Source organism: Burkholderia sp. JKS000303, assembly GCF_002563755.1.
GTDB lineage: Bacteria > Pseudomonadota > Gammaproteobacteria > Burkholderiales > Burkholderiaceae > Burkholderia > Burkholderia anthina_B.
Window position 1 is genome coordinate 1,920,282 of record NZ_PDBZ01000001.1, and the last position, 14,310, is coordinate 1,934,591.

At 67.8% G+C, this 14,310-nt stretch carries 11 protein-coding genes and 2 pseudogenes; 9 read left to right on the forward strand and 4 right to left on the reverse strand.

All coding sequences use genetic code 11. The features are described 5' to 3' along the window. Positions 1-139: 139 nt before the first annotated feature. From BX604_RS09325 to BX604_RS09335, 3 genes are all read left to right on the forward strand, one after another. Positions 140-1,429: a dicarboxylate/amino acid:cation symporter gene (locus BX604_RS09325; protein ID WP_098550491.1), complete on the forward strand. Its 1,290-nt coding sequence runs from the start codon at positions 140-142 to the stop codon at positions 1,427-1,429. A gap of 4 nt (positions 1,430-1,433) precedes the next feature. After that, positions 1,434-3,455 (forward strand): sensor histidine kinase, encoded by a 2,022-nt coding sequence (locus BX604_RS09330; protein ID WP_098550492.1) that lies wholly within the window; start codon positions 1,434-1,436, stop codon positions 3,453-3,455. A gap of 89 nt (positions 3,456-3,544) precedes the next feature. Next, on the forward strand, positions 3,545-4,900 hold the full coding sequence (locus BX604_RS09335; protein WP_098550493.1) for a sigma-54-dependent transcriptional regulator: 1,356 nt from the start codon (positions 3,545-3,547) through the stop codon (positions 4,898-4,900). Between the two features lie 94 nt (positions 4,901-4,994). Here BX604_RS09335 and BX604_RS09340 read toward each other — a convergent pair whose 3' ends face one another. Further along, on the reverse strand, positions 4,995-5,531 hold the full coding sequence (locus BX604_RS09340) for a peroxiredoxin family protein (RefSeq protein ID WP_098550494.1): 537 nt from the start codon (positions 5,529-5,531) through the stop codon (positions 4,995-4,997). 163 nt (positions 5,532-5,694) lie between these two features. Between BX604_RS09340 and BX604_RS09345 the strand changes: the two genes are divergently transcribed. After that, on the forward strand, positions 5,695-6,267 hold the full coding sequence (locus BX604_RS09345) for a hypothetical protein (RefSeq protein WP_098550495.1): 573 nt from the start codon (positions 5,695-5,697) through the stop codon (positions 6,265-6,267). 333 nt (positions 6,268-6,600) lie between these two features. Here BX604_RS09345 and BX604_RS09350 read toward each other — a convergent pair. The 3 genes and pseudogenes from BX604_RS09350 to BX604_RS09355 form a co-directional block, all read right to left on the reverse strand. Next, a pseudogene (locus BX604_RS09350) lies at positions 6,601-7,737 on the reverse strand (YifB family Mg chelatase-like AAA ATPase); the annotation flags it as partial. A gap of 89 nt (positions 7,738-7,826) precedes the next feature. After that, positions 7,827-8,232, reverse strand: a pseudogene (locus BX604_RS39975) (magnesium chelatase domain-containing protein); the annotation flags it as partial. Between the two features lie 315 nt (positions 8,233-8,547). Next, on the reverse strand, positions 8,548-8,799 hold the full coding sequence (locus BX604_RS09355; protein WP_006489451.1) for an accessory factor UbiK family protein: 252 nt from the start codon (positions 8,797-8,799) through the stop codon (positions 8,548-8,550). A 357-nt stretch (positions 8,800-9,156) separates the two neighbouring features. On the opposite strand from BX604_RS09355, the gene BX604_RS09360 reads away from it, so the two are divergent. From BX604_RS09360 to BX604_RS09380, 5 genes are all read left to right on the forward strand, one after another. Further along, entirely contained in the window at positions 9,157-9,495 is a 339-nt protein-coding gene (locus tag BX604_RS09360; protein ID WP_098550497.1) for a P-II family nitrogen regulator, read from the forward strand. Positions 9,496-9,528: 33 nt separating this feature from the next. Then, positions 9,529-11,022: an ammonium transporter gene (locus tag BX604_RS09365; protein ID WP_098550498.1), complete on the forward strand. Its 1,494-nt coding sequence runs from the start codon at positions 9,529-9,531 to the stop codon at positions 11,020-11,022. Positions 11,023-11,265: 243 nt separating this feature from the next. Beyond that, positions 11,266-12,555: a glutamate--cysteine ligase gene (gshA, locus tag BX604_RS09370; RefSeq protein WP_098550499.1), complete on the forward strand. Its 1,290-nt coding sequence runs from the start codon at positions 11,266-11,268 to the stop codon at positions 12,553-12,555. Positions 12,556-12,580: 25 nt separating this feature from the next. Next, complete coding sequence (gshB, locus tag BX604_RS09375) at positions 12,581-13,537, forward strand: glutathione synthase (RefSeq protein WP_098550500.1); 957 nt, start codon at positions 12,581-12,583, stop codon at positions 13,535-13,537. 231 nt (positions 13,538-13,768) lie between these two features. Further along, complete coding sequence (locus BX604_RS09380; RefSeq protein ID WP_098550501.1) at positions 13,769-14,239, forward strand: PTS sugar transporter subunit IIA; 471 nt, start codon at positions 13,769-13,771, stop codon at positions 14,237-14,239. Positions 14,240-14,310: the final 71 nt, after the last annotated feature.

The following is a 14,310-nucleotide window of genomic DNA, read 5'->3' on the forward strand; positions in this document are numbered from 1 at the left end:
TGCCTTCCTCCCCCTCCGGACGTCCTGAGGCATCGCTTGTTGCGGCACGGCAGCCGCGCGGGCGGGTGCTTCTTCCCCGACATTCGTCCGCGCGCGTGACGCCGTTTCCACCGGCTCATCTACTTCAGCAGGAACCATCGTGAAGAAGAAACCCATCTACAAAGTGCTCTATGTGCAGGTGATCTTCGCCATCATCGTCGGCGTGATCCTTGGCCACTACTACCCGTCGATCGCCACCGACATGAAGCCGCTCGGCGACGGCTTCATCAAGCTGATCAAGATGGTGATCGGCCCGATCATCTTCTGTACGGTCGTCACCGGCATCGCCGGCATGGAGGACATGAAGAAGGTCGGTCGCGTCGGCGGCAAGGCGCTGCTGTACTTCGAGATCGTGTCGACCTTCGCGCTGCTGCTCGGCCTCGCGGCCACGCACATCCTGCGTCCGGGCGTCGGCTTCAACATCGACCCGGCGACGCTCGACAGCAAGGCCGTCGCGTCGTACGCGGCGAAGGCGCACGGGCAGTCGACGGTCGACTTCCTGATGCACATCATCCCGAACACGATGGTCGATGCGTTCGCACAGGGCGAAATCCTGCAGATCCTGCTGATCGCGATGCTGTTCGGCAGCGTGCTCGCGCACCTCGGCGAGCGCGGCAAGGTCGTCACCGACTTCATCGACGGCCTCACGCGCGTGCTGTTCGGCATCGTGCACATCGTCACGAAGCTGGCGCCGATCGGTGCATTCGGCGCGATGGCGTTCACGATCGGCAAGTACGGCGTCGGCTCGCTGGTGCCGCTGCTCAAGCTGATCGGCACGTTCTATCTGACGTCGGTGGTGTTCGTGCTGGTGGTGCTCGGTACGATCGCGCGCTTCACGGGCTTCTCGATCATCCGCTTCGTGTCGTACATCAAGGAAGAGATGCTGATCGTGCTCGGCACGAGCTCGTCGGAAGCCGCGCTGCCGCAGCTGATGGAAAAACTCGAGAAGGCCGGCTGCTCGCGTTCGGTCGTCGGCCTCGTCGTGCCGACCGGCTACTCGTTCAACCTCGACGGCACCAACATCTACATGACGATGGCCGTGCTGTTCATCGCGCAGGCGACCAACATCGAACTGACGTGGATGCAGCAGCTTACGCTGCTCGCGGTTGCGATGCTGACGTCGAAGGGCGCGAGCGGCGTCACGGGCGCGGGCTTCATCACGCTCGCCGCGACGCTCGCCGTCGTGCCGACGATCCCGCTGTCGGGCATGGTGCTGATCCTCGGCATCGACCGCTTCATGAGCGAATGCCGCGCGCTGACCAACATCGTCGGTAACGGTGTCGCAACCGTCGTCGTGTCGGCGTGGGAGAAGGAGCTCGACCGCAACAAGCTGCGCCAGGCGCTCAAGGGCGGTGGCGAGGTCACGACGACCGAGACGGCCGGCGTCTGACATCATGAAGGAGCAGGCGGCGGCACCGCCCGCCGGCGGCGCGCCGCGCGGCGGCCAGAGCGGCGATGCGGAGCCCTATGACACAATAGGTGATCCGCATCGCCAGGAAGTCTCGTCCGTGAAGCGCCGTCTGCTCATCCTCGTCATGCTTGCCGCCGCGCTCGCCGCGGCGTGCGCGCTGACGTGGACCATCACGTGGCGGCGCGGCGTCGCGGAGCTGCAGCGCAACGCCGCGGTGCGCGTCGATCGCACCACCAACGCGCTCAAGAGCACGCTCGATCGCTACGAATCGCTGCCTTATCTGCTCGGCAGCCATCCGTACGTGCAGGATCTCCTCGCCGAGCCGAAGCGCGCCGATTTCACCGCGCGCGCGAACCGCTATCTCGAAGACCTCAACGAACACGCGCACGCGACCGTCACCTACGTGATCGGCGCGGACGGCCTGTGCGTGGCCGCCAGCAACTGGCGCGCGCCCGACAGCTTCGTCGGGATCGAATATCGTTTCCGTCCTTATTTCATCGACGCGATGAACGGCCAGGTCGGCCGCTTCTTCGGCATCGGCACGATCTCGCGCGATCCGGGCTACTACATCTCGCAGCCGGTGTGGCGCGACGGGCGGATCGCGGGCGTGGTCGTCGTGAAGCTCAATCTCGAATGGTTCCAGGGCGCCGATGCGTCCGAGCCGCTCGTTGTCGCGGACGATCACGGCGTCGTGTTCCTGTCGTCCGTGCCTGCATGGAAATACCACACGCTGCATCCGTTGACGGGGCCGGTCGCCGCGTCGATCTACGAGACGCGCCAGTACGCGCAGCAGCCCGTCACGCCGCTGCCGCTGCGCGTCGAGCAGGTGCTCGGCCCCGATGCGGAGATCGTGCGGTTCGGCCCGGGCCTCGGTGCGCCACGTTTCCTCGCGTCGAAGCGGCGTATCGGCGAGCCCGACTGGCTGCTCGTCACGCTCGCGCCGATCGCACCGGTGGACGCCGACGCGCGCAACGCGACGATCGTCACGGGCTTCGGCTTCGTGTCGGTCGCATTGCTCGCGTTCTACTGGCGGATGCGCCGCGCGCGCGTGCGCGAGATGATCCGCGGCCGTGCGCTGCTGCAGCAGGCGTATGCGCAGTTGAACCGGCGCGTCGAGGAGCGCACGGCCGACCTGTCGGAAGCGAACGAGCAATTGCAGAAGGAAGTCGGCGACCGGATCCGCGCGGAACAGGAGTTGCGCGCCGCGCACGACGAACTGATCCAGGCGAGCAAGCTCGCCGCGCTCGGCCAGATGGCCGCCGGCATCACGCACGAACTGAACCAGCCGCTCGCGGCGCTGCGCAGCTTCTCGGACAACACGCGCGTGCTGCTCGATCGCGGCGAGCAGGCGGCCGCGCGCGAGAACCTCGAGGCGATCGCCGCGCTGACCGAGCGGATGGGCAAGATCACCAATCAACTGAAGCTGTTCGTCGGCCGCGCGAAGCCGCGCAACGAGCAGGCGCTCGTCGTGCGCGCGCTGCGCAGCGTGCTGTCGCTGCTCGGCGAGCGCCTGCGCGGCGTCGCGCTCACGCTGACGTTGCAGGATGCGACGGTGTCGCCCGCGCAGGATGCGCCGCTCGACCTGGCGCAAGACTATCCGCAGCTCGTCGCCCGCTGCGAGGACCTGCGCCTCGAACAGGTGCTGATCAACCTGCTCGGCAACGCGCTCGACGCGGTGGCGAGCGCGGGTGTGACGACCCCGGCACCGGCGATCGAGGTGACGATCGCGGTGTCGGTCGCGACGCTGTCGATCGAGGTGCGCGACAACGGCCCCGGCATCGCGCCCGAACTGCTGCCGCGCCTGTTCGAACCCTTCTTCACGACGAAGGAAATGGGGCGCGGGCTCGGGCTCGGCCTCGCGATTTCGTCGTCGATCGCGAGCGACGCGGGCGGTACGCTGACCGCGCGCAATGCGCCGTCCGGCGGCGCGCTGTTCGTCTTGACGCTGCGGCGCGCGCGCACGCATCATCCGGACTCCGTGTCCGAGCCGGCGGGCTCGCACTAGGGCCCGCCGCAGACCCGGTCGCACGACCGCATCAACGAGAGCCGCGCGCGCAACCCCGCCGCGTAGCCCGTCAGGAGCAAGTGACTACGATGGCCAACCGGCTGCAAGTGATCTATATCGAAGACGACGCGCTCGTTCGCCGGGCGAGCGTGCAAAGCCTCCAGCTCGCGGGGTTCGACGTCATCGGGTTCGAATCGGCCGAAGCGGCCGACAAGGCAATCGTCTCTGAAAACGCCGGCGTGATCGTCAGCGACATCCGCTTGCCCGGCGCGAGCGGACTCGACCTGCTCGCGCAGTGTCGCGAGCGCGTGCCGGACGTGCCGGTGATCCTCGTCACCGGCCACGGCGACATCTCGATGGCCGTGCAGGCGATGCGCGACGGCGCGTACGACTTCATCGAAAAGCCGTTCGCGGCCGAGCGCCTGATCGAGACGGTGCGCCGCGCGCTGGAGCGGCGCGAGCTCGTGCTCGAGAACCATGCGTTGCGGCGCGAACTGGCCGGGCAGAACATCGTTGCACCGCGCATCATCGGCCGGAGCCCCGCGATCGAACAGGTCCGCAAGCTGATCGCGAACGTTGCGCCGACCGACGCGTCGGTGCTGATCAACGGCGACACCGGCGCCGGCAAGGAACTGATCGCGCGCAGCCTGCACGAGCTGTCGCCGCGCCGCGACAAGCCGTTCATCGCGGTGAACTGCGGCGCGCTGCCCGAGCCGATGTTCGAGTCGGAAATGTTCGGCTACGAGCCCGGTGCATTCACGGGCGCGGCGAAGCGCCGTGTCGGCAAGCTCGAATACGCATCCGGCGGCACGCTGTTCCTCGACGAAATCGAAAGCATGCCGCTCGCGCTGCAGGTGAAGCTGCTGCGCGTGCTGCAGGACGGCGTGCTCGAGCGGCTCGGCTCGAACCAGCCGATCCGCGTGAACTGCCGCGTCGTCGCGGCCGCGAAAGGCGACATGAGCGAGCTCGTCGCGGCCGGCACGTTCCGGCGCGACCTGCTGTACCGGCTCAACGTCGTGACGATCGCGCTGCCGCCGCTCGCCGAGCGCCGCGAGGACATCGTGCCGTTGTTCGAGCACTTCATGCTCGACGCGGCCGTGCGTTACGGGCGGCCCGCACCGGTGCTGACCGACCGGCAGCGCGCGAGCCTGATGCAGCGCGACTGGCCCGGCAACGTGCGGGAGCTGCGCAACGCGGCCGACCGCTTCGTGCTCGGCGTCGCCGACATGCCGCAGGACGCCGGCGCGAACGGCGACGACGCGGAGAGCGACCAGACGCTGAAGGAGCGCATCGAACAGTTCGAGCGTGCGGTGATTGCCGAGGCGTTGAACCAGACGGGCGGCGCGGTCGCCGCGACGGCCGACCGGCTGCATGTCGGCAAGGCGACGCTGTACGAGAAGATGAAGCGCTACGGGTTGTCGGCGAAAGGCGAAACCGAGCGCTGAAAAAGATACGGACCGCAGAACCGGGCTGTCCGGTCGTGCGGTCCGTTCGACGGAGCAGGGCGCGGTGGGCCCTGCGAGCCGTGTCGGGCGGCGCTCAGGCCGCGTTGCTGTCGAGCGCCTTCTTGAGCAGCGCGTCGAGTTCCGCGAATTGCGGTGCGCCGACGTAGCGCTTCAGGATCTTGCCGTCCTTGTCGACGACGAAGGTCGTCGGCGTGAGCTGCACGTTGCCGAACTGCTTCGCGACGCTGCCGTCGTCGAGTGCGACCTTGAACGGCAACTGGCGCGTCTGCGCATAGTTCGCGACGTACATCGGCGAGTCGTAATTCATCGCGACCGCGACGAATTCCAGCCCCTGGCCCTTGAAGCGATTATAGGTATCGACCATCTGCGGCATTTCCTGCATGCAGGTCGCGCAGCTCGTCGCCCAGAAGTTCACGAGGTAGACCTTGCCCTTCAGGTCGCCGGCCGTCGACACCTTCTGGCCAGACAGCAGCGTGAACGTGGCGTCCGGCGCGGTGGACTTGCCGTTGAACGCGAGGAAGCCGGCAACGGCGATGGCCGCGACGATGACGGCCGCGACGATATAGCGGACGGGGCCGGTGCGGCGCTGGGCGGGAGGCGTGGTGTTCATCTGCGGTGCTCTCGGAGTCGGTCGATGACGCGGGTCGATGCAAAGGACGTCGAAATTCGGCGCTTATTTTAGCGCGAATGCGGCCCGTGCATCGGTGGCCGCCACACATCCCGACCGTCAGGTTCAGCGGATAATGGGCGTTTTGCCTGTCCCCATCACTGCCATGCCGAAGGAAGTCCTCGAATCGTTGCGTCCCCTTTTTCGTCCGCTGCGACACTTCGCCGCGCTCGCGTGCGTGAGCGCGGCGCTGGCTGCGTGCTCGCCGTCATATGACTGGCGTACGCTGCACAACGATGCCGGCTACACGATCGACTTGCCGGCGAAGCCGACCGTCGAGAACCAGCCGGTGGCGGTGGGCGGCGCGTCGATGCCGATGCGGATGCAGGCCTCGCACGTCGACGGCGCCGTGTTCGCGGTTGGCACGCTGACGCTGCCGGACGACCGCGACGAGACGCGCCGCGCGGCGCTCGACTTCCTGCAGGCGGGGCTGTCGCGCAATCTCGAAGGCACGCCGCAGACCGCATCGGTGCCCGTGCCGCTCGCGGCCGGCGGCACGGTGAACGGGCTCGAGCTGCGCATTGCCGGCGCAGCCAGCGGCGGCGACCATACGCGCAAGACGATCATCGCGCGGTTCGTCGCGCGCGGCCGTCACGCGTACCAGGCCGTCGTGATCGCCGACGGGCCACTCGCGCAGGAGCAGCTCGACCAGTTTTTCGGCTCGTTCAAACTCGACTGATACCGGCCGGCGAGGGCGCTCAGACACTCTGTGACAATTGAAAGTTCATTCGCAGCTTTCGACGCTAATCGCCGGATTTTGCGGGGATTTTTCGGCTATCCACAGCGCATGTGGATAACTTTGTTGAAAAGTCTGCCGAATTCGCCGCAAAGCCATGCCGGACGGCCTTTCGGTACATTTGACAGCTCGCGCACCGTTTGAGAAAGACCAATAAAAACAAAGGGATAGTAATTCCGCAACGAGAGGGCGCCCGCGCGAGTCAATCCGGGGCCGGATTCGTGGAATTGTGCATAAGTCAAGTCTTGACAGTCTAATTTTGTCCTCCGAGGGCGTTTACAGTGCCGTAAGCGCGCGCCGGTAGCGGATCGCTTCGGCGATCTGCGCGGCTGTCGGCACCGGGTCGCCGGCCAGGTCGGCGATCGTCCGCGCGACTTTCAGCACGCGGTAATACGCGCGTGCCGACCAGCCGAAGCGCTCGCCGGCCTCGCGCAGCAGCCGCTCGCCGTCGTCGGTCGGTCGGCACAGATCATCGGTCTCGCGGCCGCTCAGCATGTGATTCGTCTTGCCCTGCCGCTGGAGTTGCAGCGCACGCGCCTGCGCGACCCGCGCCGCCACCGCGGCGCTCGGCTCGCCGGGCGCCGACGCGCGCGTCGCCAGCTCGGCCGGCGACAGCGCGGGCAGGTCGATCTGGATGTCGATGCGGTCGACGAGCGGCCCCGACAGCTTGCGCAGGTAGCGCGCGGCGACGTCCGGCGAGCAGCGGCAGCGTCCGGACGGATCGCCGTGCCAGCCGCACGGGCAGGGGTTCATCGCGGCGATCAGCTGGCACGCGGCGGGGAAGTCGGCTTGCTGCGCCGCGCGCGAGATCGTGATGCGGCCGGCCTCCAGCGGCTCGCGCAGCATTTCGAGCACGTGCCGGTCGAATTCCGGTAGTTCGTCGAGGAACAGCACGCCGAGGTGCGCGAGCGTGATCTCACCCGGTTGCGGCGGGTTGCGGCCGCCGACCAGCGCGGCGGCGCTCGACGAGTGATGCGGTGCGCGGAACGGCCGCCGGCGCCACTGCGCGGGCGAGAAGCCAAGGCGGCTCGCCGAGAGGAGCGCGGCCGAGGTCAGCGCCTCGTCGTCGGTCAGCGGCGGCAGGAGGCCCGGCAGCCGTGCGGCCAGCATCGACTTGCCGGCCCCCGGCGGCCCGACCATCAGCATGTGATGGCCGCCCGCGGCCGCGACTTCCAGCGCGCGGCGGGCGCCGCGCTGGCCGACCACATCGGCGAGATCAGGGGCGGCCGGCATCGGCAGGCCGTCGAGGCACGGCGCCGCGACTGGCGTGAGCCGCCCGTCAGGCGCACCGGCGAGGTGCGCGCACAGCGCGGGCAGGTCCGGCGCACCGAACACGGTGACGCCCGGCACGAGCGCGGCCTCGGCGGCGCTGGCGAGCGGCAGGTACAGCTCGGGGGCGCTCGACGGGGTGGCGTCGCTCGAACCCGGACCAGGCCACCCGCCACCGTTGCCCGAATCGGAAAGTGTGCCGGCGCGCAAACCGGAAGCCGCGCCGCTCTCCGCGGCCTGCCAGTCCCGCGCCACCCCGCACGCCATCGCGAACGCGCCGCGCATGGGCCGCAATGCGCCCGTCAGCGACAGCTCGCCGGCGAATTCGCGGCAGGCCAGCGTGTCGGCCGGGATCTGGCCGTTCGCGGCGAGGATGCCGAGCGCGATCGGCAGGTCGAACCGCCCCGACTCTTTCGGCAGGTCGGCCGGCGCGAGATTGACGGTAATGCGCCGCACGGGGAATTCGAAGCCGCAGTTCTGCAGCGCGGCACGGACGCGCTCGCGGCTTTCGCGGACTTCGAGATCGGGCAGGCCGACGATCGAGAACGACGGCAACCCGTTGGCGAGATGGACTTCGACGGTGACGTCCGGCGCGCGGCCGGAGGCGGGCGCGCGACTGCGCACCACGGCGAGCGACATGGCGAGGCTCCTGTAAGCAAGACGGACGGGCGACGGCCGTTCGGGGCCGCATGCCGCGGGAATCGGAGAATCGGTGCGCGCTTGCCGGCGTGGCGCGAGGAAAGAACGAGGGACTGCGGAACGACGGACAGCGAAGAGCGACGGACAGCGAAGAGCGACGGACAGCGAAGAGCGACGGACAGCGAAGAGCGGGGGACTGCGGAGAACGACGGACGACGAAGAGCGGGGACGACTTCCGTACTTCAGTGCTTCGGGGGCGGCGGGGGCGGGCCGCACGAGGCGGCCCGCCCCCGGACCTTGCGGCCGGGTGGGGCGTCAGGCTTGCGGCGCGGCGAGCTTCTGCTCGAGTTCCGCGACGCGCTTCTCGAGTTCCTCGAGACGCACGCGGGTGCGGGCGAGCACCTGGGCCTGCGTGTCGAACTCCTCGCGCGTGACGAGATCGAGTTTCGAGAAGCCTTGCGACAGCATGGCCTTCACGTTGCGCTCGACATCCTTGGCCGGCGAATTTTTCAGCAGGTCGCTGACGCGCGACTGCAGGTCGTTGAAAACGTCGCTGGGTTGCTTCATGTGATTACCCTTCCTTGCACAAAAAATGTGCATCTTCAGTTGCATACGTGCCCATGATGCACGCATGACCGGAAATGGTGCGCCGATGGCGCGAATTCCGGGCATGGCGCCCGCATGGGTGAATGGCCCGGTGATTCGGGACGTGCGTGCACTCTAGCAACGATCCTTTCGCCGCGCCAGCAAACCTGGCCCACATTGGCCGTTCGGCCGGGCTCGCGCGCCTTTCAGCGTGCGATGCGACCCCGCTTCCAGGCCGTTCGAGACGGCGCTCTCGCGAACTTGGCATGCGAGTTGCTGAGAAGAGAACCGTTACAGCATTCCAACCAGGTCGACGGGACATCCCAGCGAGAGGACTTCATGAAACTGATTACCGCAATCATCAAGCCGTTCAAGCTCGATGAGACGCGCGAAGCGCTCTCCGCGCTCGGCGTCTCGGGCATCACCGTGACGGAGGTGAAGGGGTTCGGGCGCCAGAAGGGGCACACCGAGCTGTACCGGGGCGCCGAATACGTGGTCGATTTCCTGCCGAAGATGAAGATCGAGGCGGCCGTGTCCGAGGATCTCGTCGACCAGGCGGTCGAGGCGATCGAGCGGGCCGCACGCACCGGCAAGATCGGCGACGGGAAGATCTTCGTCACGCCGATCGAGCAGGTGATCCGGATCCGCACCGGGGAGACAGGCGCGGACGCGCTGTAACAGACAAAGACAAGCGACAAGAGGAAACCCGAGATGCGCAAACTTCTGATGTCCCTGCTGATGGCCGGCTCGCTGATCGCGGCCGGCGTCGGCTCCGCGCTCGCCGACGACGCGGCGTCCGCCGCGGTTGCGTCCGCGCCCGCCGCCACGGCGCCCGATGCATCCGCTGCCGCCGCGCCTGCCGCTTCGGCGCCGGCCGCCACGGACGCTTCGGCACCAGCCGCTGCCGCCGCCGCACCCGCTTCGGGCGCCGCCGACGCATCGGCTGCCCCCGCCGCGCCGACCGCGCCGTTCTCCGTCGATTCGTCGAAGATCAGCGCCGGCGATACCGCGTGGATGCTTACGTCCACCGCGCTCGTGCTGTTCATGACGATCCCCGGCCTCGCGCTGTTCTACGCGGGCATGGTCCGCAAGAAGAACGTGCTGGCCACCGTGATGCAGAGCTTCGCGATCACCGCGCTGATCACGGTGCTGTGGACGGTGATCGGCTACAGCCTCGCGTTTACGCCGGGCAACGGCTTCATCGGCGGGCTGTCGCGCGTGTTCCTGCACGGGATGACCTACATCAAGGGCGACAAGGCGACCACGCTGACCGTCAGCCACCTGGCGCCGACGATTCCGGAATCGGTCTACTTCGTCTACCAGATGACGTTCGCGATCATCACGCCGGCCCTGATCTGCGGCGCGTTCGCGGACCGGATGAAGTTCTCGGCGATGCTCGTGTTCATGACGCTCTGGTCGCTGCTGGTCTACGTGCCGATCGCGCACATGGTGTGGGAGCCGACCGGCTGGCTGTCGTCGGACGGCGTGCTCGACTTCGCGGGCGGCACCGTGGTGCACATCAACGCCGGTATCGCGGGCCTCGTGTCGTGCCTGATGCTCGGCAAGCGCGTCGGCTTCGGCCGCGAATCGATGGCGCCGCACAACCTGGTGCTGACGATGATCGGCGGCTCGATGCTGTGGGTCGGCTGGTTCGGCTTCAACGCGGGTTCCGCGGTCGCGGCAGACGGCCGTGCCGGCTTCGCGATGCTGACGACGCAAGTGGCCACGGCCTGCGCGGCGCTCGGCTGGATGTTCGCCGAGTGGGTGGCGCACGGCAAGCCGTCGGTGCTCGGCATCGTGTCGGGTGCGGTCGCGGGCCTCGTCGCGATCACGCCGGCCGCGGGTTTCGTCGGCGTGACGGGCGCACTCGTGATCGGCATCGCGGCCGGCGTCGTGTGCTTCTGGTCGGCGACGTGGCTCAAGTCGAAGCTCGGCTACGATGATTCGCTCGACGCGTTCGGCGTGCACGGCATCGGCGGGATCCTCGGCGCGTTGCTGACGGGTGTCTTCGCGGTCAAGGATATCGGCGGCGCCGACGGCAGCCTGCTGCTGCAGGCGAAGGGCGTGCTGATCACGCTGGTGTACAGCGGCGTGCTGAGCTTCGTGCTGCTGAAACTGATCGACCTGACGATCGGCCTGCGCGTGACCGAAGAGGAAGAGCGCGAAGGTCTCGACGTGGTGCTGCACGGCGAGCATGTCGAATAAGTCATAAGGATGAACGGCGGGCCGCCGCGACGACGGCGCCCGCTCCGAATGAGCGCAGCGATTTCGGCCCGCCCACCCGGCGGGCTTTTTTTCTCCTGCCGGCTGCTGTCGCAGCGCATAACCCTTCGACCTATCGGGTCAATAGCCGAAAACTTCCTCCAAACCCTTGTGAAGCCGGGAACAATCCCCAAATGGGCAAGGCAATTGCTCTACAATCTTCATTCTCCCGCTCGCGAGTGATTCATGGTTCCCCACCTCGTTACCGCGTTGAACGGTCCGCTGCTCGAACTCGAGCAGAAGATCCTCGACGCGACGCCTGCGATCGAACGCTGGTTCAGGCTCGAATGGCAGGAACACACCCCGCCGTTCTATTGTTCGGTGGACCTGCGCAACGCCGGCTTCAAGCTGGCGCCCGTCGACGCGAACCTGTTCCCCGGCGCGTTCAATAATCTGCCGTCCGAAGTGCTGCCGCTCGCCGTCCAGGCCGCGATGGCCGCGATCGAGAAGATCTGCCCGGACGCGAAGAACCTGCTCGTGATTCCCGAGCTGCCGACCCGCAACGCGTTCTACCTGGAAAACGTCGCACGGCTTGCGACGATCATGCGTCAGGCCGGCCTGAACGTGCGCTTCGGCTCGCTCGACCCGAGCATCACCGACATGACGCCGATCACGCTGGCCGACGGCCAGAAGATCGTGCTCGAGCCGCTCGAGCGTTCGCAGCGCCGTCTCGGCCTGAAGAATTTCGATCCGTGTTCGATCCTGCTGAACAACGACCTGTCGGCAGGCATCCCGGCCGTGCTGGAAAACCTGCATGAGCAGTATCTGCTGCCGCCGCTGCACGCGGGCTGGGCCGTGCGTCGCAAGTCGACGCACTTCTCGTGCTACGACGACGTCGCGAAGAAGTTCGCGAAGATGGTCGGCGTCGATCCGTGGATGGTGAATCCGTATTTCGCGCACGTCGAAGGCGTCGACTGGCAGGCGCATGAAGGCGAGCAGGCGCTCGCCGACGCGATCGACGGCGTGCTGAAGAAGATCGCGCGCAAGTATCGCGAATACGGGATCAGCGAAAAGCCGTACGTCGTCGTGAAGGCCGACGCGGGCACCGCCGGGCGCGGCGTGATGACCGTGCACGACGCGGCCGAGATCGGCCGCATGTCGAAGGCCGAGCGCGCGCAGATGGCCGAGTCGAAGGCCGGCCTCGCGGTGCGCGACGTGATCGTGCAGGAAGGCGTCTATACGTTCGAGCGCGTCGGCGACGAAGTCGCGGAGCCCGTCGTGTACATGATCGACCGCTACGTGGTCGGCGGCTTCTACCGCACGCACGGCGGCCGCGAGCGCGACCAGAACCTGAACGCCCCCGGCATGCACTACGTGCCGCTCGGCTTCGAGCACACCGCGCTGCCGGATGCCGGCGCGAAGCCGGGCGCCGCGCCGCCGAACCGTTTCTACATGTACGGCGTCGTCGCACGGCTGTCGCTGATCGCGTCGGCGATCGAACTGGAAAAGACCGATCCCGAAGCCATCCAGGTGTAACGGCTTCGCTACGTACAGGACCCGCATGGACATTCTCTTTATCGCCGACCCGCTCGAGCGCTTCAAGATCTACAAGGATTCGACCTACGCGATGATGGCCGAGGCCGCGCGGCGCGGGCATGCGGTGTACGCGTGCGAGCCGGCTCACCTCGCGTGGACGGGCTCGGCCGTCGAGGCCGACGTGCGGCGCATCACGTTCGTCGGCGAGCTGGACGACCTGCATCGCGAGACCTGGTTCGACGCGGGCCCGGTCGATGCGCGCCGTCTCGAATCGTTCGGCGCCGTGCTGATGCGCAAGGATCCGCCGTTCGACATGGAATACGTGACGTCGACGTGGCTGCTCGAGCTGGCCGAGCGTGCCGGCGCACGCGTGTTCAACAAGGCGCAGTCGATCCGCGATCACTCGGAGAAGCTCGCGATCGGCGAGTTTCCGCAGTTCGTCGCGCCGACCCTGGTCACGCGCGACGCGAAGCGGCTGCGTGCCTTCCACGCCGAGCATGGCGACGTGATCCTGAAGCCGCTCGACGGCATGGGCGGGATGGGCGTGTTCCGCGTGAAGCCGGACGGCATGAACCTCGGCTCGATCGTCGAGATGCTGAGCCACGACGGCACGCGTTCGGTGATGGCGCAGAAGTTCATTCCCGAGATCAAGGCCGGCGACAAGCGCATCCTGCTGATCGGCGGCGAGCCGGTGCCGTATTCGCTCGCGCGGATTCCGCAAGGCAGCGAGGTGCGCGGTAATCTCGCGGCGGGCGGCCTCGGCGTCGCACAGCCGCTCACGCCGCGCGATCGCGAGATCGCCGAGACGCTCGGCCCCGTGCTTGCTGCGCGCGGGTTGCTGCTGGTCGGCCTCGACGCGATCGGCGACTGGCTGACCGAGGTGAACGTGACGAGCCCGACGTGTTTCCGTGAAATCATGGAGCAGACGGGTTTCGACGTCGCCGCGATGTTCATCGACGCGCTGGAGCGGGCGGCCGCGTAGCCCGTTTTCCGCGCAACCCCGGCGGCGGCCGCGCAGGTCCCCCGTCGCCGGAGCGGTTCGACCGGCCTGCTACAATGCCCGCTTGCCCGGTGCCGCGACCAGCGCGCCGAAGGCCCGGCGGTCGGGCCGAAACCGTTGCAAGGCTGAACATGAAACGTTTCCCACACTCGCTACGCTCATTGCCCCGTCGCGGGGTATCGGCCCGCCAGGGGCGGCCGGGAGCGGTCTGACATGGCCGGGATTCTGATCATCGCGCATGCCCCGCTCGCCACCGCGCTGCGGGACTGTATCGCGCACATCTACGGCGGCGTGCCCGCCCGCATCGGCTGTATCGACGTGATGGCGGACAGCGACCCCACCCAGGTGATGGCGTTCGCGCACGCGGAGCTCGCGCGGCTCAGGGAAGAGAACGGCGTGGTCGTGCTGACCGACATGTACGGCGCGACGCCCGCGAATATCGCGGGGCAGCTGGCGAAGCTCGAGAACGTGCGCGTGCTGGCAGGCGTGAACCTGCCGATGCTGGTGCGGGCCGTCTGCTACCGCACGGTGCCGCTCGACAAGCTCGTCGACAAGGCGCTGTCCGGCGGCGCGAAGGGCGTCCACGAGGTGTCGTCCGGTACGCCGCCGCCGCCGTCGGAAACCGGCTGCGGCCAGTGCGCGCCGATTCCGCCCGAGCCGCAACCGCGCACCGAATCGCACTGACCGTCCCGTTTTCCGTTTTAGACTGACCCGCCGACGCCCGTCGCCGGCGGCCTCGACCGACCCGACCGAGA